Source organism: Lactobacillus sp. CBA3606 (assembly GCF_002970935.1).
Classification (GTDB): domain Bacteria; phylum Bacillota; class Bacilli; order Lactobacillales; family Lactobacillaceae; genus Lactiplantibacillus.
This window is the reverse complement of record NZ_CP027194.1, coordinates 1,530,422-1,551,125: the sequence shown is the minus strand read 5'-3', so window position 1 is coordinate 1,551,125 and position 20,704 is coordinate 1,530,422. Positions and strand designations below refer to the sequence as shown.

Below are 20,704 nucleotides of genomic sequence, written 5' to 3'. Positions count from 1 at the left end.
AAAAATAGTGATGAAAAAAATATTCTTGCAGTTGAGTCTCATCTTGAGCGTGGTATTTGGCGGCTTAACTATGGTGGCTAAGGCTGATAATTTAAATTATAGTGTTGCGGCTGAACTGCCAGAAAACCAAGTGAATTCAGATGTCTCGTATTTCGATTTGAAAGTTAACCCGGGACAAACCCAGACGTTGACAATCAAGATTAAGAATAAAGATAGTCAGGCGCACACTTATGCGGTTTCTCCAAATCGAGCAAGCACTAATAGCAACGGGGTGATTGATTATAGTCAACCGCGAGCGAAAGCAGATGCGTCACTAAAATTTGATATTAAAACGGCGTTATCAAAAGTCCAAAAAGTTGAAGTACCAGCTAAGTCAACTAAGGCCGTGACGATTAAGTTAGCAATTCCCAAGACGGCATTTACCGGGATTGCGCTTGGTGGTATTAATGTGACGCAGGAAAATACGGCGACTGCCAAAAAATCAAGTGGCATGACGATTGAAAATCAGTATGCTTACGTCATTGGTCTGCAAGTTCGTGAAGCAACGAGTACATCAATTAAGCCTAATATGAAGTTATTAGGGATTAAAGCCAAACAAATTAACTATCAGAATTACGTCACCGCTAATTTGCAAAATGATCAACCTGTAATTATGCACGGGCTCAAGATCAAGAGTTACGTGACCGCTGCTAATTCGACTAAAAAACTGTTAACAACGAATAAAGAAAACATGGCGATGGCCCCTAATAGTAATTTCAACTTTGCTATTGGGGATGGCAAGCAACCTTTGAAAGCCGGCAAATACACCTTACATTTAACGGCTACAGCGGATAAAGGTAAGCACAAGTGGCAATTTACTCGGAACTTTACAATCAGTCAGCAAAAAGCCGATAGCTTAAATAAAACAGCGGTTGGGCAAGTGCAACAACGGAACTATTTCTGGTGGTTCGTTGGTCTTGGCGTTATTATTGTGGCTTTACTGGGACTAGTTATCTGGTTGTTACTCAAGAATCGTCGGCATAACCAAGCCTAATTAAGGAGAGGAGCTAAGCAAATGCGTCAAGTACGAAGACTATTATTGGCTGGATTTATCATCTGGGCTAGTTTATGGGCGAGTGCCGCGCGTGTTCAAGCCGTTGACGGGTCCGCTGAAGCAGCAGCCACCCCATTAACGACGGCTCCAAAAGGATTAAATCAATTAAGTCAGTTATTTACGTTACCAGCAACCTTTACGAATGGGGTTAAAAACAGTGCCAGTATTCAGAAAGTAACTAATGCGGCGGCCCCTAACACGGAAGCTATTGAGATTAATAGCGCGAAAAAACAACTTGGTGGTGCTTGGTCATCGGATGCCAATCGGTTTGACATTAACCAGGATGCGACTTTGAAAATGTGGGTCTATCTGGGGACTTCGACGAGCAAAGCAGGCGACGGACTCGCGTTTGTGATGCAAAATGATGCGAACGGAACGGGTGCCGCTTCAAGTTATACGAAACAAACCATTATCGGTGAAACGATGGGCGTTTGGGGCGTGGATGATGACAAACAACGAACGGATGCGGCCGAAATTGCGGCAACTGGGATTCAGAATAGTTGGGCGTTAGAATTTGATACGTACTCGAATACATCTAAATCTTATAGTGATGCGGGTAGCGGCACTGCTTTTGATGTTGGGATTAAAGGCCAACATATTGCCGCTGGTTATCCAGGCTCAGCTGATCAATATACGGCGACGAAGGTAACACAACTGCTGTGGGCGGATCGGTATCTATTTACCCAAAATCACATTGATGCCAAACCGAGCTTGTCATTGACCGATGGCGCATGGCACCACTTGGTTTTAAAATGGGATGCGAGTGCAAAAACGATGACGTACACCTTTAATGATATTAATCCCGATGGCTCCGATAATGCGACTGCCATCACGCAAACTGAAGCTGTGGATACAACGCAGTTTAATAGTAGTGATGGTTTGGTACGCTGGGGGTTTGTTGGGACTAATGGAAGCAACGCCGGGAATAGCTTGGTCGTATTTGAATCGCTACCAAACCTATTAGATGCGACTGCGGCAGTTAAAGTCACAGATAACACTAAGGATAAAGTTGTGACGGCTGGGTCTAAAGTTAAAGCCAAAGATCAAGTCACTTATGAGTATACGTTGGATTATCAAGCCGGTGCTGTTGATTGGGATGCGATTAAAGCTGATTTAAAATTACCGACTGGGATTACGTTTGATACCGCGGAAATTAAGTACGCTAACGGTGAGGTACAAACAGTAGCCGCACCGGCAGCTGGTGATAGTAGTGTCACGTATGACTTAGCGCAGGCATTATCGACGTCTAATCCAACCGCAGTGATTACTTTGAAAGGGCAAGCTGATGATGTAAAAATCAATACAGCTACGACGGCGACGGCTGCCACCTTTACGAGTGATAAATTTGAAACGACCACGACAGCACCCGATTATACGGTGACTGTGGATCAAGATATTCAGCTCTATATTCCGAAGCAATCTTATACGATTGATAAGGGTAGCGACTTAAAAATCACGGGCTTGGTGTTTGCAGAAGACTCTGAACAAATCAAAAATAGCTGGATAACAGTCAATTCGAGCTTGAATGGTGAAAAATTAGCGCCATTTAAAATGAGCGATGATGATGAGTCTGGGGTCTTCAGTATGGTGCTTAAGGCTGATCAACTGCACGTTGGCGACAATGAGCTAAAAGTGCACGTCGTGGATGAAGATGAAAACGAATCGAATGAAGTGACGATTGCGATTAAGGTTAGTAGCGGTGCGCTGGGCTTTAAGACGATTGCCGCAACGAGCAAGTTTGCCGCGATTACCGTTAATGGGAAGGCCCAGACCGCCACGCGTGAAAATGATTGGCAACTGGTCGTTTCTGATGAACGAGGGAAAGGGTCTAGTTGGCAGTTGCAAGCCAGTGCTGGTGACTTTACGAATGAAGATGGACAAGTCTTGCCTAGTCAAATTGTCTACAAAAATGGTGACCAAGCCACAGTAATTAATGGGGCGGGAACCATCATTGACCAACACGAAAGCACGAGTGATAGTGATGAATATGACGTTATGCAGAATTGGACTGCCGATACTGGTTTGTTGATTGAGACCAATGCTGCAGCAACGCCAGGGTCTTATTCAGGGAAAATCACATGGACGTTAAGTAATGCGCCTAGCTAAATAAACCGTAATAAGGGCCAGCGATAATCATCGCTGGCCCTTATTACGGTTTAAAAATGGTTAAGCGTGAACTTGTTTTTCAACTTGTGCAATGGCTGCTTGACCAAGGATGTTCAAGTAATTAAATGGTCGGTCGTAAGTTGGTTGGAAGAACATATCAACGAAGCCTAAGTCATCAATGGTGTTATTATTTTGAATCATGACTGAAATAGTATTCGCAGATTGTGACACATCATAGTCGCTCATAAATTGAGCACCTAAGATTACTCGAGTTTCTGGATTGTAAACTAATTGCATTAAAACAGGGGTAGTCGTTGGCATGAACTCTGGTCGATAATTATCTTCGACTGTGACGGCAGCGGCTGGAATACCCTCAGCTTGTGCATGTTCTAATGTCATCCCAGAAGCGACGATGGTCTTACCAAATAACATTAGGCCGGAAGTTGATTGGGTGCCCATGTATTTTCTAGTTGGCTTGAAGAGGTTTAACCCAACTAGTGTCCCTTGGCGGATAGCATTAGTTGCTAATGGAATATAAGCATCTTTGTGGGTCGGGTTGTAATGCACGGTTACGGAATCACCAGCACCATAAACATCAGGGTCAGAAGTTTGCATGTAATCATTGGTCTTAATGGCCCCATTTGGTAACATCTCAAGTTGGTCTTTGAATAAGCCAGTGTTCGGCCGGAAGCCAACGCAGAGAATTGCCATATCAGCAGTATAGCTACCTTGATCCGTTGTAACAGTCACTTCATCAGTACCACTGAAGCCTTTAACCATCTGGCTCAGCGCAAGCTTGATCCCGTGATCAGTAAAGTCTTTTTCGATGCGATTCGTATAATTTTGATCTAAATATTTATTTAAAATTCGTGGTAAGCCGTCAATTAAAGTAACTTCCTTACCTTGGTGTTGGTAAGCCTCTACCAGTTCGGTCCCAATGTAGCCGCCACCAATGACGATAACGCGTTTGGCCGCTTTAGCATCGGTCCAAAGCTTTTGAGCATGGCCCCAGTTTTTACAAAGGTAAACATTGGGATTATCAATGCCGTCAATTGGCGGGATGACTGGCCAAGACCCAGTCGTAACGACTAATTTGTCGTAGTGTTCGGTTGCGACGGTGCCGCTTGCTAAGTCGGTGACGGTGACGGTATGGGCTGTGACATCTACGGCGGTGACATCATGTTGCATTTTTACGGTGGCACCAAGTTCAGCAAGCTTTTCAGGACTTGAGTAGAACAAGCCTTGTGGATCGGCGACTTGACCGCCTAAGTAGAGCGCAATCCCACAAGATAAGAAGGAAACGTTATCATTTTTTTCATAAATAGTCACGTCTGTTTCTGGATTTGAGGCTAAGATTTGATTCACCGCAGCGGTGCCGGCATGGGTACAACCAATAACGATAACTTTCATATTAAAACACTCCTTAGTTAATGTGTCTAGCTTCACAATCATAATTGTACAACATGTTTTTGTTAACAATTCTATTTTACTAGATTTAAAAGAAAACGCAACCAAAAACGGGTTAAAAGTTAAAGTCTTTCATTAATTGTGTGATAAATGAACGCTGTTATGACAGTAATACTAGCAACTGTATGGGTGGCTAGTTGGGTTGGGCCGGGTTAAACTGACTTGGCCTTGAATGATAATTTGAACCGTTATTAAAAATAACCCTTAATATAAAAAGACTCACAATCTTATAATTGTGAGTCGATATAGGAGGTTATTAATTTTTTAATTCGTAGCTTTGAGCGGCAGGGGTTGTGGGGACGAAATCGAGCTGGCTTAACAAGCTACGCGTCATCGTGTCATCCGCTGCTGGTATCACAGTCAAGTGGGTGAGGTGAAGCTCATGCCAGGCAAATGCGATTAATCGTTGATAAATTTCAGTTAGCACCGCTATTTGGTGGTGAGCTGTCAGAACAGTCACGGTTAGAACGGCCGTTTTGGCAGTGAGGTCAATTGGATCAAAGCCGGCTTGGCCGATGAACTGATCGGTTGGCCGGGTGCTAATTCCCCAAACTAATTTTTGATCATGAAAAATCTCGCGCATAGTTTGATTTAACTGATCGGCCGTTGTTAGTATAGTGGGCGGCGTTTGTGCGTTGCTCATCTGTTGGTAAAGGGTAAGGACATTTTTAACCCGAACCTTGGTTAACCAATCCAAAGTGTAGTGGGGGGTTAATAATGGATGATACTTTTCAAATTTTGTCATACGGCTACCTCGCGATAACTAAAAAATCCGGGCAAATAACCCGGATTTAATCAGGGACATTACCAGATTTTGACGCGATCAGCGGGTGCCAAATACATTGGATCGCTTGGTTGAACATCAAAAGTGGTGTAAAAATCATCTAAATTCTTTGGTTGCACGTTAGCGCGTAGTTTAGCTGGCGCATGCACATCAATGGATAACAGTAATTGCATGTATTGTTTGGTGGCTTTCATACGCCAAACCATGGCCCAGTTGGTGAAAAAGGCTGTGAGATCAACTTCAGGTTCACTCTTTGCCGCTTCTTCAGCACAGCTTAACCCACCAGCATCAGCGATATTTTCCGAAACGGTCAAGGTCCCGTTGACTTTAGCGCCAGCAAATTCAAGACCATCGAATTCAGTAATCATCGCTTTAGCCAATTCCTTGAAATGAGTGGTGTCGGCTTCCGTCCACCAATTATGCAAGTTTCCAAATTCATCAAACAGCGCACCGTTATTATCAAAGGCATGTGAAATTTCATGTGCAATCACGGCCCCGATACCACCATAGTTGGCACTAGCGGATTGCTTGAGACTATAAAATGGTGCCTGTAAGATAGCAGCTGGGAAGACAATGATGTTCATGAATGGATGATAATAGGCGTTAACGGTATCCGCACTCATTTCCCAGCGGGTTCGGTCGGTCGCTTGATTCCATTTAGCAAACATAGCTTGTCGTGCAATGCGACCGAAGTTTAAGACGTTACTCAACACGCTACCACCTTCAGCGGCAGTATGCGTCTTGAACTTAGTATAAACAGCTTCCAGCTTATCTGGATAGCCCACTTGGATGCCCAAATGGTTAAGCTTAGTGATGGCCTTGTCGCGGGTAGCGGCACTGAGCCAAGTGTTGGCTTGTAGCCGACGTTGATAGACACCAATCATTTTAGTGACCATTTGGTGGACATCAGCTTTGGCAGCTTCGCCAAAGTATTTGTGACCATAGTAGAGGCCAACGACTTGGTCAAAAGCACCGGTAGCCAAATAATAAGCGCTTTTGGCCTGGCTACGCGGTTGTTCTTGCCCGGATAAAGTTCGTGAATAAGTGGTGCCTAAAGTGCGAATCTCGTCGCTTAAGTAGCCACTAAGTCGTTGAACTAATTTTGTTTTCATCCAATTTTTCATTAAATCGAAGTTGTCTGGATTAACGACTTCGTTAAGGTGATCAAAGTAAGCTGGTTCTGGCAAAATAACAGTTTCTGGATTGCCGGCAATCACCGAATAAGTAATGGCAGCTAGGTCCAAGTATTTACTATCGTTAGCAAAGTCTTTGAAAGCCCGCGGGTTATACATTTTACTGTAATCCGCACTTTCTTCAGCGCTTTTAACCCAAGGGACAATCAAGCGGTCAAACTTCAAAGCATCGGCGACAGTTTGTTGTGCTTCGGCTTCATCAGCACCGGTCAATTGAAGTAGTTGGGTCATCATGTGGCTATAAACGGCTAATAATTTTGGTCCAGATTCGTTACCTTCATCGTAATAAGTCTTGTCCGGTAAAATCGTGCCGGGAGCTTGAGCGAAGAGGGCGTTGACTTTAGTGTTCTTCATGTCGGCGTCAACATCTAGACTGAATGGCAATGGCAGACCGTCATAAATCCAATCGGGCATGCGCTGTTGTAAGTCAGCGAAGTCACTCAAACTGTCGATCTGTTTCAAATAAGGCAGTAGCGGCTTAGCGCCAGCTTGGTCACGTTGCTGGAAATCTTTAGCTAATTGATAAAATTTAATGAACTCAGTTAATTGAGGATCATTAGTCGCCAAGTCACCGGCGGCCATTGCATCGAAATCATGCATTAAAGTTTTTTCAATTGCATCGACTAAATCCATGAAGCCACCGGTTGACGCATGGTCAGCGGGGATTTCGGCTGTTTTGAGCCAGTCGCCATTGACGGCGTCATACAAGTCTTGTTTTACTGCTGCTGGACTGATTGTTGCCATTAAATTCACTCCTCGATTGATTTTCTAATACAATCCTCATTATACCGTAGATTAATGGCACAGGTGGGTTTTTGCTTCGGGTTTTCATGAGTTATTGTGGCGCTAATCAACCAATAACAATTGATCGACATCGTTAAGTTGAATGACTTTACCCGGTTTTTGGGTAATTAAGCCGGTTTCTTCAAAACGAGTGAGTTTTCGGCTGATGGTCTCAGGAGTCGTGCCTAAGAAGGTAGCTAAATCTTTCTTCTTTAATGGCAGCTTGAACGCTTTGACTTTAAGTGAGGCTGCAGTTTCTACTAAATAATTAGCTAACCGTGCTTCAACGGATTCAGTAGCGGTACTGGTCGTTTGACGTTCTAGTTGAGTTAGTCGTTTTCCAAAAACATTCAAAACGTTCAGGCTGATGCTAGGATAGGTCTGCATCAAGCTTTGAAAGTCTTCGCGGCGGATGCTGCAAACATCAGTCGGGACTAGTGCTTCGCCATAGGAAGTCCGATTTTTGTTTTCAAACAAGGCAGCCTCGCCATCGATATCACCAGTTTGTAGGAGATAGAGTAATTGTTCACGGCCATTTGCAGCGAGTTGATAAACTTTAGCTTGACCACCAGAAACAATCATTAAGGTGTCTAATGGATCATCCGCATTGAATAGTGTTTCGCCAGCTTGATAATGGTGATGCTGCACAATGGATTCGATCGTATCTAATTGGTCAGTCGCTAGATTCTTGAAAATGGGGACAAGTTGCACACAGTCGTGCGTGGCATGAGTGGGCATCGTAAGAACCTCCTTATATATAAGTCACCATAACTATAGCAGATATGGCGGGGACTTTCAGGTCCTAATCACTGTTTGAAACTTTTATTTGGTTTCTTGACCGAGATCAATTTTTAATTGCCACTGAGCCGTTATGATAGGTTCAAGCAATCGGAAGTAAAACTAATTGGAGGTTTTAATCATGACAAAAGCAACGATGCAATTAGGGACACTAACATGTCCATCATGTTTAACAAAAATTGAAAAGGCATTGACGAATCAAGCCGGTGTAGCAACGGTTAAGGTGTTATTTAATGCCAGTAAGGTTAAGGCGACCTTTGATGAAAGTGTGACCAACGCCGACGAGTTGAGCCAAGTTGTGACTGGCCTGGGTTATGAAGTTGAAAATGTAAAGGTTAAATAAGGAGATTTTAATGATGAGTGATTTAACGATGACTGAAAAATATGCTGCTGAACTAAAACAGAGTGAGCTTGACCATAAATTACCAACGGCCGGCGCCATGACGAATCATATCTTAGCTAATTTGATGGTTGAATACGTCAAATTAAATCAAATCAAATGGTACGTTCAGGGACCGGATTCATTAGCGTTGCGGACTGAATATGATCGGTTAATTGTATTGAATACGCAAAACTTTGCGGCGTTAGCCGACTTATTATTAGATGAAGATCAAAAACCATCATCAACCACAGCCGAATTGGTTAAATATACCATGTTGACAGAGGATGGGGCTTTCAAATATGCAGATGCCAAGACCATGGTTGCAGCAACCGTGAAAGATTTTGATACTGAGAATCTATTTACTGATCGTGCAATTAAGTTGGCAGTCAAGGAAGACCGACCAGCATTAGCGGCGTGGTTAACGGCCTATCGGGGCAGCAATAATCGCCAAATTCGCCAATTACAAGCTTTCTTAGGTCATACGGCTCGGACTGGGCTGGACGAAGAAGACGAGGATGACGATTAAAATGATGGCAAGACGACTATCTTAAACGATGGCCGTTTTTTTGTGGAATCGTGCTGGATGGCAAATCTAAAGGGACTGCGGTATACTAGCGCTAATCAATACGGGGGGGTATTAAGGATGTCAATTAGTGAAATTATCATGTGGACGTTCGTATTCATCCTTGCGACTGGCTTTATTACGGTCGTGTCAACGGCAGTATTAATGCGCCGTGCCAAGCAACAGCAGCCAACTGCTGAACAAATGAAACAAGCCGATAAAAAACAGGCGGCGTGGGACCAAGATGACTGGGCGCACGATGATTGGAAAAAAGGGAACTGGGACAAATAAGGCGCACCAAAAAGCGGCCATCAAGGTGAAAGACGTTGGTGGCCGCTTTTAGTCTGTCTATTTAGTTTTGAGTAATAAATCTAATGAATGGGCAAGTCGTTCAGCGTCGACAGCGGTGGCGTCATCAAGACAATCACTAATGTTACGGGCGATAACTAGTTTCATAGCCTTATCGATGCTGGACTTCACAGCGGATAATTGGACTAACAGGTCGTCACAAGGACGTTCCTCAGCCATCATCCGCAAAACACCATCTAGTTGCCCAGCCGAACGTTTTAAACGGGTTGTGATTTGCTTGTTGGTTACGTAGGGCGTTGCGTCGGTAGCCATGATTAATTGACGGCTTTCTTTAATTCAGCTTCAAAATCAGGCTTCGGTCGAGCGCCAACCATCTGGCTAATGACTTGGCCGTCTTTTTTGATTAAGAAAGTTGGAATCCCTTGTACTTGGAACTGACTAGCGACTTCCTTATCGTGATCAACATTTAATGAAACGAAGTTAACCTGATCTTTGTAGGCTGGATCTTCAGACAAGGACTTTAAGATGGGGTCCATCATCCGACAAGGTGGACACCAATCGGCTCGAAAGTCGACGACGGCAATGCCAGTATCGGTTTCTTTAGCAAAATCTTGATCATGAATTTCTTTTATCATTATTGATTCCCTCCAAATGTCATAACCCCCACTGGGTGTTTGATGATTGTTAATATACCCCCACCTGTATATAAAAGCAATTAATCGGTCTTGTTTGGTCAACCGGTTATGGGCGGCAGAACTTTAGGTAGTCAGCGTACACAGGCGCGTCAAAAAGGCAGTTACAACCAATCCTAGTGGAATTGGTTGTAACTGCCTTTGATGGCGCAAATTGAAAGACTAGCTTTTGACAGTCGAGCTGAGTTTACCGGTTGGATGGGTCACTTTAGTTGGCTGGCTGGATTTAGTTTGAAAGTTGATCAAGCGCATCGCATTGAAAATAACGACTAAGATGCTGGCTTCATGAACGAACATCCCACTAGCCATGTAGATGTAACCAAAGATTAACCCAATTAGTAGGAAGACTACGGTTGCGATAGCGATAAAGATATTTTCGCGAGTATTTAAGACAGTCTTTTTGGCGAGGCCGTGAGCATGAACTAAGGCGGGGAAACTAGACTGCATTAAGACGACGTCGGATGTATCAATTGCAACATCGGTGCCACTACCCATCGCAATGCCGATATCGGCGTTGGCAATTGATGGACTATCATTAATACCATCACCAATGAAGGCGACAGTATTGCCAGCGGCCTGTAATTTTTTAACATAGGTGACCTTTTGGGCCGGTAATAAATTGGCATGGACTTCATCAATATTGAGTTCGCGGGCAACGGCATCTGCGGTTAAGGCGTTATCGCCAGTTAACATCACGAGGTGTTTGATACCTTGCGTCTTCAAAGCCGCTAAGGAAGCTTTGACGTCGGGGCGAATTGTATCTGCAATTCCAAACATCAAGTTAACGATACCGTCAATGGCCATGATGACCGTTGATTGCCCAGCTTGTTGCATCGTTGTGAGGGCTTGCGTTTGTGTCGCCGTTAACTTAATCTGATGGGCAGTTAACATGGCTTGATTGCCAATGACGACTTGTTGATGATTGACTTCGGCACAGATACCTTGACCCTTAACCGTTTCAGTATTGGTCAAAGTTGGGGCTGTCATTTCGGTAGCGTTCTTTTCAGCATAGGTGACAATCGCTTGGCCCAAAGGATGATCGGAGACGCCTTCAATCGTGGCGGCTAAGCTTAGTGCTGTATCGGTTTGAGCGGTGTAGGTTTTAAAACTAGTTACCGCGGTATTTCCTTCAGTTAAAGTGCCTGTTTTATCGAAAACAAGGGTATCAACTTTTGCAAAGGTGTCGATTACTTCGCCACCCTTGATTAAAATACCACGTTTGGCGCCGTTGCCAATACCGGCCACGTTGGAAACTGGTGCGCCGATGACTAGTGCACCTGGGCAACCGAGCACAAGGACGGTAATTGCTAAGCGAAAATCACGGGAGAAAATAAAGACTATCACGGCTAAAATTAAAACAGCGGGCGTATAATATTGTGAAAAACGGTCAATGAATTTTTCAGCCTTGGATTTGGTATCTTGGGCTTCTTCGACTAAATCAATAATTTTAGCGAAAGTCGTGTCGTCACCAACTTGAGTGGCCCGGACTTTTAAATAGCCATTTTCAACTAAGGTCCCAGAAAAGACTTGATCATCGACTTGTTTGTTGATTTGGCGCGCTTCACCAGTAATGGAAGCTTCATTCAAGTAGCCATTACCGTCAATCACCGTGCCATCAACTGGGACTTGACTCCCGGTCTTAATTAAGACGACGTCGCCGGTTTCAACGTCATCGACGTCAACGGTTTCGGTGCCAGTTTCAGTGACTAACGTGGCGGTCGTTGGCGCCATTTCGGTCAGACCTTTGATGGCGTGACGTGTTTTTTGAAGGGTCCGACTTTCTAAATAAGATCCAAATAGAAATAGGAAGGTAACAATGGCCGATTCGTTGAACTCACCAATAATAAAGGCGCCAATGACGGCGATACTGACTAATAGCTCGATACTAAAGACCTTGTTGATTAAGGCACTCCAAGCTCGGACGGCAATGGGCACGGCGGCAATAATGGATGCAATGGCTAGTGTGAGCTGATAGCCTAATGTAAAGTTGAGTACATATTTACTCAGCATGCCCAAGACGATTAAAATACCGGTTATAAGGGTAATTTGATTGGTATGCTTGGTTAAAAATTGTTGGAATTTCATAAGTAAGACTCCTCGTTTGATTTGATGAGTCTAGTATATAATCGGTGCGAGCAGATTAAATTGATGGGTATCAAGTTTCAGCGATTAGGAGGTTAATTTAAATGCGAGTGCAAGCAACAATCCCGAACAACCCCGTGATGACAGCGTATTTTCAAGGGCGCTGGGCGGTGAAAATAATTCAGAACCAAACCGTAATGTATAGTACTAATCTTGGCGCAGAAGTCTGGTTTAAGGTCACTCATGCGCAATTAGTGACGATAAAGATGCTCCCGTTAGCAGTTGCCGAAGCTTCATGGATGGCGCTACAAATTGATGGCTTACCTTATCAGCGCATTGCGATTAGCATGCTACCATACCAGCTAACTTTAGACGGTCGTCCCCATGTGATTCGGTTAGTGATGAGTGGTAATACGGATGCTGATCTGGTTTGGCAAGGGGGCAGTGGTTTTGCCATCGCCGATATCGTTAGTGATGGTCAACTGCAAGCCGTCAAGCCTGGGCAACATGGGATTACCTTTATTGGTGATTCAATTACGGCGGGGTGTTGGGTCGCTGGTAAACAGCCCGCTAGCGATTATCGCGGTGAGGCTAATTATGCGGCGCTTGCCAGTGATTTATTGAATGCCCGAAACGTCCGGATTGCTTATAGTGCTGCGGGGTTAAAGCGGCCGGGCACTGGTGGTGTCCCACCGTTACCGCAAGTTTTGACGGCCCTCAATGCGACAACGCCGTGGCGACCGGAACGAACGGCGCTGGTGGTCATCAACGTTGGGACCAATGATCGCCGCGTTTCAGCGGCTGAGTTTACACTGATTTATCGCCGGTTTCTGCAACAGGTCCAACGGTTATATCCGATGAGTCAAATTGCGGTGTTAGTGCCATTCAATCAAGCTTTTGACCGGATAATTCGTGCCGTGGTTGCAACTTTTCCGCCAATTAAGTTGATTGAAACCGCTGATTGGGCGCCAACAACGACTGATTATGTGCACTTGGATCTAGCAGGATCCCGAGTGGCAGGGCAATATTTGGCACAAGCGCTACGGCGTTTATACCCCACGTTGTTTGTGGTGTAGCCAAAGACTTGACAGCTTTTGCCGGCCAAGTTCAATGGCCGAGGCAACCAGATAAATGGCTAAAACGCTGAGCAATAGTTGTAAGGGATAAAGTGCACTGGCATAGAAAGTCTTTTCAGGCACCCAATGTTGCCAAAGTAGTGGCCGAATAAATTCATTATCGTGAATCAAATAGACCCCAAAAGTTAGTGTGGCTAACCGATTAATTAATGGATTGTTGAATGATTTGAGTTGCATAAAACGAATGAAGATGGCGCTTGCGAGTAAGAGCAATAAAATGGATTCTTGACCCGCAAAGTGGAGTTCTTTACCTTGGAAAATGGGCCATCGTTGCCCTAACAAGTCCATGGTTAAGATAGAGCCCGCCAGGATAAAAGCACTGCTCCCTAAAAATAGCCAAGAACGACGGTTGCTGGCTAGGCTAGTGGGGATGCCATAGAGTCGTAAGTATGCCGCAATAACATATAATAAAATAAACCAGCCTAGGTCACTAACGGCGGTTTGATTTTGGAAAATACTCGGCAAAATTGAGGTTAAGCCAACTAATAGGCCGACTAGTTTGAGTAAGGCCACGCGGGATAATTGCTTGATCAATTGGTTTAGATAAGGTGCTAACAGATATAGCATGATATAGGCAGTCACAAACCAATATTCGTTGAAAATGACGGGGAGCAGGCCGCGTAATAAAGCCATTAGCTGAAACTGACCATGGTTAATGATTAGAAAGAGCATGAAAAAGCCCGCCGAATAGGTAAACACTTGTTTCCACATCGGGATTAATTTCTTGGGGGTCGCGTGGGAATGAATTAAAAAGTAACCACTGATCATGACGAATAAGTTCACGCCTAATTTACCACCGACGGCAAATAATTGCGTGAAGCCACGGTTAACTGATAGTTCAGTAATCGTATTTAAGGGCCCCCAGAAAGTGGCATGATAAAGCACAATCAGATACATGGCAATAATTCTTAATAGTTCAAAGGCAGAATTTCGAGTTTTCATGGCGTCCTCCTTGGACAAGTAGCTACTTGTTAGCTTAGCAGAATGGTTAACTAGCGCAATCTTTAGCCGGTTATTTCGGCAGATTTTGAGCTAGTTTTTTGTTTAGATTGAAATGTTACTGAAAATACTAGCTTGAATAGCCGGTTATTTTAGCCGTATGACATTAGTTAAATTCGTAAAAAGGTGCCAATTATTTTTTTGACATTAAAAAAAACGAATTTAGGATCAAATTCGTTGGTTGAACTTAAGCTTTAACGGTGTCGCTGTAATGCGGCGGCGGTTAGGGTCTGATAGGCCGTTAATACAGGCTGTGGGAGGTCAACATGTGGAATGAACTGTTGCCCTTTCGGACCGTAACCGGTGGGGGTATCCCAGAGTCGTTGTAACTCACCTAATAGTAATTCGGTGAAATAGGCTGGTTGCCACGCAGCATCATATGCGGGCGCATTAGTAAATTTAAGTGCCGGTGTTAATGTGGTGAGCTGAAGTTGGCTCGGCATGGCGCGTTCAAAGTGGTACGCCGGCCCCCAGACTGATTCGAAAGTGAGCTGTGTTCGGCGGGCCAATAAGGGATCTTGAACCAGTAGGACGTTATGCCAATGAGCTGGGACTAAGGTTAATGCGTGCCGGGCGTTTTCGCCAGTGTTAGTTGAAGTGGGATCAAGGCGTAGGTCGCCTTGATAGCCGGCATGGCGGACGCCAGCTGCCATGATTTTTGCTTCGCTATCATTGTTAGTCTGTTGTAAATTTTGACGTAAATATTTGGTGGCGTGACCGATGCCGCCGGTGATAATCATCGTAGGTAAGTGGTGCTTGGATGCTAATTGGGCAGCTAGTTGGGTCGTTAATGGGAGGCTATTGCCACATAATATCAGGCCATCAATCGGGTTAAGTGGTGTCACGGGTTGTGTCAGCCAAGCTAGGCATTGATTGAGTGCGGTTAAATTAGTCATGAGTCACCGCCAAATCAGGCTTTGAACCGAAGTGAGCGGCCGCTGCCCCAAAGTTAAATCGTTGGTAATGGACGTTTTTAAAACCAGCCTGTTCGAAATGGCCGGCTAATTGCTGGTAACTCCAAAAATGCCGTGTGGTCTCTTGTAGGTAAGCATATTCCTGATATTGATGGGCGAATAAGCGACCAAAGGTGGGCACGATTTTAGTGAAATACCATTGCCAGACGGGCTTGATCAAAGGCTGGTCAGGTTGCGATGTTTCTAAGCAAACCAGCTGGCCCCCGGGTTTTAAGACACGGTAAATTTCGGCTAAAGCTTGAACTTTATCTGGTAAATTGCGTAAGCCAAAACCAATGGTCACGAGATCGAAGGTATTGGCTTTAAAGGGCAGCCGCATCGCATTACCTCGTCGTAACCAAACGCGATTGGCGACGTTGGCTTGATTAACTTTTTGTTGGGCAAATTTAAGCATTGGTGCTGAAAAATCAAAACCAATGACTTCACCAGTTGGCGCGAGTTGCTGGGCAAGCGCGATGGTCCAATCACCGGTGCCGCAGCAGAGATCCAACACTTCGGCTGATGGTGCGAGTTTAATCTGTGCCATGGTTTGTTTACGCCAATGGCGATGAGTGCCTAAGCTGATAATAGTGTTCATCCGATCATAGTTTGGGGCGATCGTATCAAAAAGGCCCTGAACGTTATGCAAGTAACGATTTGCCATGTGATAACCTCCAAAGTAAGTTTTATTATGTCTACTATAGCAGTTTAGCGCACATAATAGGTCGCAAAGCGAGTATAGCCGTGAGTCAAATTTTTAAAGGCGACGATATATAGGGGATGACCAGCATCAGCAGTTCGCAGCAATAATTAAAGTTAAACTGAAAAAAATAAAAATTGATAAATAAAATCCTTGCAATCGTTTTCGTCACTCGTTATACTAAACAATTGTAAATAAGGATTGTTACCGCTAACACGTTAGTGGGCAAAACCTGATAATTTTGAATACCATGATGGGCGTAGTCAATCACTGGGTTTAAAATTATTGGGTTTTATTTTTAGACCAAGAGTCAAGGGGCGTGAGGCATGCGGATTAAAAAGGTTTTTAACAATAATGTGTTATTGGCGGACCAGCATGGTCACGAAGTTATTTTAATTGGTAAAGGGATTGGTTTTCAAAAGAAGAGCGGTGACTCTGTAGATGAGACCCGCGTCACCAAGACGTATACGCCAACGGCCGATAATTGGTTAGCCAACTTTCAGTCACTAATGAGTGATATTGAACCGGAGTATTTTGAAGTTGCGTCGCAGATTATTGATTTAGCGGAAAAACAGCTGAATACCACCTTTAATAGTTATTTACTCATCTCATTGACTGATCATATTCATTTTGCGGTGTATCGACATTTGCATCAAATGGATATCAAAAATGAGGTTTTATGGGAAACCAAACGCATCTATCATCAAGAATATCAGGTTGGTCGGCAAGCGTTAACGTTGGTTGCAAGTCAATTTGAGGTTCGGTTACCTGAGGATGAAGCCGGCTTTATTGCCATGAAGTTTGTTGAAAATAGTATGGCAACCTCGGATGCTGATCAAACGATTGTGATGACGAAATTGATTAATGATGTCTTGAATATCGTCAAATATCAATTATCGTTAACGATGACGGATGACAGTCTAAGTTTGCAACGGTTCTTAGTTCATTTGCGTTTCTTTGCCGAGCGGCTAACCTTGAAAGAGGTTGATCGCTCACAAGGCACTGAAGATGAAATCTTATTTCAACATGTTTCACAGAAGTATCCGCAAGCCTTTGCTTGTGTACAAAAGATTGTGACGTTTATTAAAAAGACGGCGCAACAACCTGTTTCAATGAACGAACAGATTTATTTAACCATGCACATTCAACGGATGTTGAACGAAGCGCATTAATAATGGGATTGTAACTATTGAATTAGGCAAAACCCAAGTGATCTCTTAATCGTCGACCATGACGAGCAGGGGGTGACTTGGGTTTTTATTTTTTAAGGAGTGAGTCAAATTATGGATTATCAAGATTTAGCCCAACAAATATTAACCAATATCGGTGGTAAAGAAAATATTAGTAAAGCTTGGCATTGCGCAACCCGGTTACGATTTAACTTGAAGTCGACCGATGCTGCCAATACTGCCGCAATCAATGATTTAGATGGCGTGATTACGGTTGTTCAAAGTGCCGGTCAGTATCAAGTTGTAATTGGAAATTCTGTCGCTAAAGTATACGATGCTTTGGCAGACTTAGCTGGTCTGGCAACCATGACTGCGCCACAAGCGACCGCTACTGAACCAGAAGACAAGCCAAATTTGATTAACCGTTTCATCGGCTTTATTTCAAGCATTTTCACCCCATTTTTGGGTGCTTTAGCTGGTGCCGGAATTTTGAAAGGGCTTTTAGCCCTAGCGGTTGCTTTAAACTGGTTATCAGCTAGCAGTGGTGCTTATAAGATTTGGTATGCGGCAGGGGATGCGATCTTCTACTTCTTACCAATATTCTTAGCCTTTACGGCCGCCAAACAATTACATGTCAATCAATTTGTTAGTGTGTCATTAGGCGCGGCGTTATTGTACCCAACTTTAGTTTCAGTGATGTCAAATGCAACGACACTGCACTTCTTTGGCATTCCGGTAGTTCCCACGACGTATACGTCAACCGTTATTCCAATTTTGTTGGCAATTTGGGTGCTATCCTATTTGGAACCATTATTTGATAAAATTTTCCCAGAAGCCGTCCGGAATATTTTTACGCCGTTACTATCCTTAATTGTCATGATGCCATTGACTTTACTCGTAGTGGGCCCAATTGGTGGCACGATTAGTAATGCGTTAGCAACCGGCATGATGGCCGTTTACAACTTCTTCCCAATCGGTGCCGGAATCTTGATGGGCGCCTTCTGGCAGGTCTTCGTTATCTTTGGGGTTCATTGGACCTTTGTCCCATTGATGATGAATAATATTGCTAAAATGGGCTATGATCCCTTGTTACCAATTCTGAGTGCCGCTGTTTTATCGCAAGCTGGCGCGGCATTGGGGGTCTTTTTACGGACAAAAGATAGTAAGATGAAAGCCTTAGCCGGCTCGTCCGTGATTACTGCGTTCTTTGGTATTACAGAACCGACGATTTACGGGGTAACGTTGAAATTAAAACGACCATTCTATTGTGCGGTTGTCGGTGGCGCTATTGGTGGGGCCATTAGTGGCGCTTTCCAAGTCCACGCTAGTTCATTTACCTTGCCGAGCTTATTAGCCTTACCAACTTATTTAGGCCAAGGGTTTGTCGGTGAAATCATTGGGTTAATTGTTGCCTTTGTCGGAGCATTAATTTTGACATTGCTGGTTGGCATGCCTAAGACTACGACGACTAAAACGACCTCCACGGCAATGACGTTGGCGGCTGCGGACACGACGATTACAGCACCTGTGACCGGGACAATCATTCCTTTAACGAGTGTTAACGATGATGTTTTTGCTTCTGAAGCAATGGGAAAAGGGTTAGCAATTGTGCCGACAGAGGGCGTTGTGAAGGCCCCGGTCGATGGGACGATTAGTGCAGTTTACCCAACTGGTCATGCGATTGGGATTACCTCTACAGCCGGTATTGAAATTTTGATTCATATTGGGATTGATACTGTTCAGTTAAACGGTCAATTCTTTGAAACGTTAGTTAAACAAAACGCCACAGTTAAGCGGGGTGAAGTCATTACAAAATTTGATGTTGCGAAGATTAAAGCAGCTGGGTATGATCCAACGGTAATGGTTATCGTGACAAATACGACTGATTATCAAGCGGTGACACCAACGGATGCAACCGCTGCAGCTGACAATTGGATTTTGAAGTTAGCAACTAATGAAGGAGTAACTGCAAATGTATAAAACAACTTATCCTAAAGGTTTTCCCCAAGGCTTCTTGTGGGGCGGCGCGACCGCTGCTAACCAAGTTGAAGGTGCTTGGAACTTAGATGGTAAAGGTTTAACGACGGCGGAAGTCGTTGAAAAGGCTACGGATCGTAAAAAGATGTCGATGGATGCGGTCACGACAGCGTCTATCCAGGCAGCGGTGGCCGATGCCACGGATACGCGTTATCCCAAACGCCGGGGTGTTGATTTCTATCACCACTATAAGGAAGATATTAAATTATTTGCTGAGATGGGTTTTAAAGTTTATCGGTTCTCCATTGCATGGTCGCGGGTCTTTCCAAATGGTGATGAAGCCCAACCGAATGAAGCTGGCTTGGCTTTTTACGATCGGGTAATTGCAGAATTAAAGAAGTATGATATTCAACCATTAATCACGTTGTCACATTATGAAATGCCAATTGCACTAACTTTAAAGCAAAATGGCTGGGCCAGTCGAGCGACTATTGCCGCATTTAATCGCTTTACGGCAGTTGTTTTCAAGCGTTATCAAGGTCAAGTGCCCTATTGGTTAACGTTTAATGAAATTAACACGGGTACCTGGGGCTTCCATGAAACAGGTGCCATTGATACAACAATGTCAAAACACGATCAGTTGCAGACCCGATATCAAGCGCTACATCATCAGTTTATTGCTAGTGCGATTGCGACGAAGCAATTACATGAAATTGATCCGCATGCAAAAATTGGCTCAATGTTAGCACGGATGCAGACGTATCCAGGTACCCCGAACCCGATTGATGTGCAAGCCGCACAATTAGAAGATGATAAAAACCTCTTCTTTACCGATGTGCAGGCTCGTGGTGAATATCCGGAATACATGAATCGTTACTTTGCCGATAATGGCATTGCGTTGGCAATGGCTGATGATGACCAAGCTATCTTAGCGCAGTATCCGGTGGATTTCATTAGCTTTAGCTACTATATGACCACGGTAACGACGGCGGATGCTGGTGAACAAACCAACGGTAATATGGCGACTGGCGGCCGCAATCCTTATTTGGAAGAATCCGACTGGGGTTGGCAAATTGATTCCGTTGGGTTGCGGATCACGTTAGACGAAATGTGGGATCGTTACCGGAAACCATTGTTCGTAGTGGAAAATGGCCTAGGCGCAGTTGATCAATTAACAGCAGATGGTCAGATGCATGATGATTATCGGATTGACTATTTGCGACAACACATTACGCAAATGCAGGAAGCGATTGCGGATGGGGTTGATTTAATGGGCTATACCATGTGGGGTCCAATTGACCTAGTTAGCTTTTCAACGTCTGAAATGTCCAAACGCTATGGTTTTATTTATGTTGATCAAGATGATGCTGGTCAAGGGAGCTTGGCTCGGATCAAAAAAGATTCCTTCTACTGGTATCAAAAAGTGATTAAATCTAATGGAGATGATTTAGCCTAAATCTAAAAGTGGCCCTAGTTATCTGCCGCCATAACGGGGCCCAACTTTTCTAAGTACAATAAA

19 protein-coding genes are annotated in these 20,704 nt (G+C 44.1%); 9 read left to right on the top strand and 10 right to left on the bottom strand.

The window, feature by feature from the left end:
• Positions 1-10 precede the first annotated feature (10 nt).
• Together C5Z26_RS07660 and C5Z26_RS07655 are read left to right on the top strand one after the other, a co-directional pair.
• Positions 11-1,033, top strand: a complete 1,023-nt coding sequence (locus tag C5Z26_RS07660; protein WP_105449380.1) for a WxLIP family cell surface protein — start codon at positions 11-13, stop codon at positions 1,031-1,033.
• A gap of 21 nt (positions 1,034-1,054) precedes the next feature.
• Complete coding sequence (locus C5Z26_RS07655; RefSeq protein WP_105449379.1) at positions 1,055-3,199, top strand: lectin-like domain-containing protein; 2,145 nt, start codon at positions 1,055-1,057, stop codon at positions 3,197-3,199.
• A 60-nt stretch (positions 3,200-3,259) separates the two neighbouring features.
• On the opposite strand, the gene C5Z26_RS07650 is transcribed toward C5Z26_RS07655, so the two are convergent.
• From C5Z26_RS07650 to C5Z26_RS07635, 4 genes are all read right to left on the bottom strand, one after another.
• Complete coding sequence (locus C5Z26_RS07650) at positions 3,260-4,609, bottom strand: FAD-dependent oxidoreductase (protein ID WP_105449378.1); 1,350 nt, start codon at positions 4,607-4,609, stop codon at positions 3,260-3,262.
• Between the two features lie 313 nt (positions 4,610-4,922).
• Positions 4,923-5,411, bottom strand: a complete 489-nt coding sequence (locus tag C5Z26_RS07645; RefSeq protein WP_105449377.1) for a GNAT family N-acetyltransferase — start codon at positions 5,409-5,411, stop codon at positions 4,923-4,925.
• A gap of 59 nt (positions 5,412-5,470) precedes the next feature.
• A complete protein-coding gene (locus C5Z26_RS07640) occupies positions 5,471-7,387 on the bottom strand; it encodes a M13 family metallopeptidase (RefSeq protein ID WP_105449376.1) in 1,917 nt (638 codons plus the stop codon).
• 102 nt (positions 7,388-7,489) lie between these two features.
• Positions 7,490-8,164 (bottom strand): Crp/Fnr family transcriptional regulator, encoded by a 675-nt coding sequence (locus C5Z26_RS07635; RefSeq protein ID WP_105449375.1) that lies wholly within the window; start codon positions 8,162-8,164, stop codon positions 7,490-7,492.
• A 181-nt stretch (positions 8,165-8,345) separates the two neighbouring features.
• On the opposite strand from C5Z26_RS07635, the gene C5Z26_RS07630 reads away from it, so the two are divergent.
• From C5Z26_RS07630 to C5Z26_RS07620, 3 genes are all read left to right on the top strand, one after another.
• Positions 8,346-8,567 carry a heavy-metal-associated domain-containing protein gene (locus tag C5Z26_RS07630; protein ID WP_199774961.1) on the top strand — a complete coding sequence of 74 codons (222 nt, stop codon included), beginning with the start codon at positions 8,346-8,348 and terminating at the stop codon, positions 8,565-8,567.
• A 13-nt stretch (positions 8,568-8,580) separates the two neighbouring features.
• Positions 8,581-9,132, top strand: coding sequence for a ferritin-like domain-containing protein (locus C5Z26_RS07625; protein WP_105449374.1), 552 nt, complete (start codon positions 8,581-8,583; stop codon positions 9,130-9,132).
• Positions 9,133-9,249: 117 nt separating this feature from the next.
• Positions 9,250-9,459 (top strand): hypothetical protein, encoded by a 210-nt coding sequence (locus C5Z26_RS07620; protein WP_105449373.1) that lies wholly within the window; start codon positions 9,250-9,252, stop codon positions 9,457-9,459.
• Positions 9,460-9,516: 57 nt separating this feature from the next.
• On the opposite strand, the gene C5Z26_RS07615 is transcribed toward C5Z26_RS07620, so the two are convergent.
• The 3 genes from C5Z26_RS07615 to C5Z26_RS07605 form a co-directional block, all read right to left on the bottom strand.
• Complete coding sequence (locus C5Z26_RS07615) at positions 9,517-9,789, bottom strand: metal-sensitive transcriptional regulator (protein WP_105449372.1); 273 nt, start codon at positions 9,787-9,789, stop codon at positions 9,517-9,519.
• A gap of 2 nt (positions 9,790-9,791) precedes the next feature.
• Positions 9,792-10,112, bottom strand: a complete 321-nt coding sequence (locus C5Z26_RS07610; RefSeq protein WP_105449371.1) for a thioredoxin family protein — start codon at positions 10,110-10,112, stop codon at positions 9,792-9,794.
• A gap of 219 nt (positions 10,113-10,331) precedes the next feature.
• On the bottom strand, positions 10,332-12,254 hold the full coding sequence (locus C5Z26_RS07605) for a heavy metal translocating P-type ATPase (RefSeq protein ID WP_105449370.1): 1,923 nt from the start codon (positions 12,252-12,254) through the stop codon (positions 10,332-10,334).
• Between the two features lie 101 nt (positions 12,255-12,355).
• Here C5Z26_RS07605 and C5Z26_RS07600 point away from each other — a divergent pair, with 101 nt between their 5' ends.
• Positions 12,356-13,327, top strand: a complete 972-nt coding sequence (locus C5Z26_RS07600) for an SGNH/GDSL hydrolase family protein (protein ID WP_105449369.1) — start codon at positions 12,356-12,358, stop codon at positions 13,325-13,327.
• On the opposite strand, the gene C5Z26_RS07595 is transcribed toward C5Z26_RS07600, so the two are convergent.
• From C5Z26_RS07595 to C5Z26_RS07585, 3 genes are all read right to left on the bottom strand, one after another.
• Entirely contained in the window at positions 13,301-14,329 is a 1,029-nt protein-coding gene (locus C5Z26_RS07595; RefSeq protein ID WP_105449368.1) for an acyltransferase family protein, read from the bottom strand. The genes C5Z26_RS07600 and C5Z26_RS07595 overlap by 27 nt on opposite strands.
• 251 nt (positions 14,330-14,580) lie before the next feature.
• Positions 14,581-15,282, bottom strand: a complete 702-nt coding sequence (locus tag C5Z26_RS07590; RefSeq protein ID WP_105449367.1) for a YdcF family protein — start codon at positions 15,280-15,282, stop codon at positions 14,581-14,583.
• The gene (locus tag C5Z26_RS07585; RefSeq protein ID WP_105449366.1) at positions 15,275-16,003 is read right to left on the bottom strand and encodes a demethylmenaquinone methyltransferase; all 729 of its coding nucleotides are present in this window, start codon (positions 16,001-16,003) and stop codon (positions 15,275-15,277) included. The genes C5Z26_RS07590 and C5Z26_RS07585 overlap by 8 nt, the downstream gene beginning before the upstream one ends.
• A gap of 362 nt (positions 16,004-16,365) precedes the next feature.
• On the opposite strand from C5Z26_RS07585, the gene licT reads away from it, so the two are divergent.
• The 3 genes from licT (at position 16,366) to C5Z26_RS07570 (ending at position 20,641) form a co-directional block, all read left to right on the top strand.
• Positions 16,366-17,211 carry a BglG family transcription antiterminator LicT gene (gene licT / locus C5Z26_RS07580; RefSeq protein WP_105449365.1) on the top strand — a complete coding sequence of 282 codons (846 nt, stop codon included), beginning with the start codon at positions 16,366-16,368 and terminating at the stop codon, positions 17,209-17,211.
• Between the two features lie 111 nt (positions 17,212-17,322).
• Positions 17,323-19,188 carry a beta-glucoside-specific PTS transporter subunit IIABC gene (locus C5Z26_RS07575; protein WP_105449364.1) on the top strand — a complete coding sequence of 622 codons (1,866 nt, stop codon included), beginning with the start codon at positions 17,323-17,325 and terminating at the stop codon, positions 19,186-19,188.
• Complete coding sequence (locus C5Z26_RS07570; protein WP_105449363.1) at positions 19,181-20,641, top strand: glycoside hydrolase family 1 protein; 1,461 nt, start codon at positions 19,181-19,183, stop codon at positions 20,639-20,641. Before C5Z26_RS07575 ends, C5Z26_RS07570 begins: the two co-directional genes overlap by 8 nt.
• Positions 20,642-20,704: the final 63 nt, after the last annotated feature.

Bases quoted from the DNA above. Each gene is read 5' to 3' on its own strand.
- C5Z26_RS07570 (WP_105449363.1), top strand. From the start codon at position 19,181: ATGTATAAAACAACTTATCCTAAAGGTTTTCCCCAAGGCTTCTTGTGG.
- licT (WP_105449365.1), top strand. From the start codon at position 16,366: ATGCGGATTAAAAAGGTTTTTAACAATAATGTGTTATTGGCGGACCAG.
- C5Z26_RS07590 (WP_105449367.1), bottom strand. From the start codon at position 15,282: ATGACTAATTTAACCGCACTCAATCAATGCCTAGCTTGGCTGACACAA.
- C5Z26_RS07595 (WP_105449368.1), bottom strand. From the start codon at position 14,329: ATGAAAACTCGAAATTCTGCCTTTGAACTATTAAGAATTATTGCCATG.
- C5Z26_RS07620 (WP_105449373.1), top strand. From the start codon at position 9,250: ATGTCAATTAGTGAAATTATCATGTGGACGTTCGTATTCATCCTTGCG.
- C5Z26_RS07660 (WP_105449380.1), top strand. From the start codon at position 11: ATGAAAAAAATATTCTTGCAGTTGAGTCTCATCTTGAGCGTGGTATTT.
- C5Z26_RS07640 (WP_105449376.1), bottom strand. From the start codon at position 7,387: ATGGCAACAATCAGTCCAGCAGCAGTAAAACAAGACTTGTATGACGCC.
- C5Z26_RS07650 (WP_105449378.1), bottom strand. From the start codon at position 4,609: ATGAAAGTTATCGTTATTGGTTGTACCCATGCCGGCACCGCTGCGGTG.
- C5Z26_RS07575 (WP_105449364.1), top strand. From the start codon at position 17,323: ATGGATTATCAAGATTTAGCCCAACAAATATTAACCAATATCGGTGGT.
- C5Z26_RS07605 (WP_105449370.1), bottom strand. From the start codon at position 12,254: ATGAAATTCCAACAATTTTTAACCAAGCATACCAATCAAATTACCCTT.
- C5Z26_RS07655 (WP_105449379.1), top strand. From the start codon at position 1,055: ATGCGTCAAGTACGAAGACTATTATTGGCTGGATTTATCATCTGGGCT.
- C5Z26_RS07630 (WP_199774961.1), top strand. From the start codon at position 8,346: ATGACAAAAGCAACGATGCAATTAGGGACACTAACATGTCCATCATGT.
- C5Z26_RS07600 (WP_105449369.1), top strand. From the start codon at position 12,356: ATGCGAGTGCAAGCAACAATCCCGAACAACCCCGTGATGACAGCGTAT.
- C5Z26_RS07610 (WP_105449371.1), bottom strand. From the start codon at position 10,112: ATGATAAAAGAAATTCATGATCAAGATTTTGCTAAAGAAACCGATACT.
- C5Z26_RS07625 (WP_105449374.1), top strand. From the start codon at position 8,581: ATGAGTGATTTAACGATGACTGAAAAATATGCTGCTGAACTAAAACAG.
- C5Z26_RS07615 (WP_105449372.1), bottom strand. From the start codon at position 9,789: ATGGCTACCGACGCAACGCCCTACGTAACCAACAAGCAAATCACAACC.
- C5Z26_RS07585 (WP_105449366.1), bottom strand. From the start codon at position 16,003: ATGGCAAATCGTTACTTGCATAACGTTCAGGGCCTTTTTGATACGATC.
- C5Z26_RS07635 (WP_105449375.1), bottom strand. From the start codon at position 8,164: ATGCCCACTCATGCCACGCACGACTGTGTGCAACTTGTCCCCATTTTC.
- C5Z26_RS07645 (WP_105449377.1), bottom strand. From the start codon at position 5,411: ATGACAAAATTTGAAAAGTATCATCCATTATTAACCCCCCACTACACT.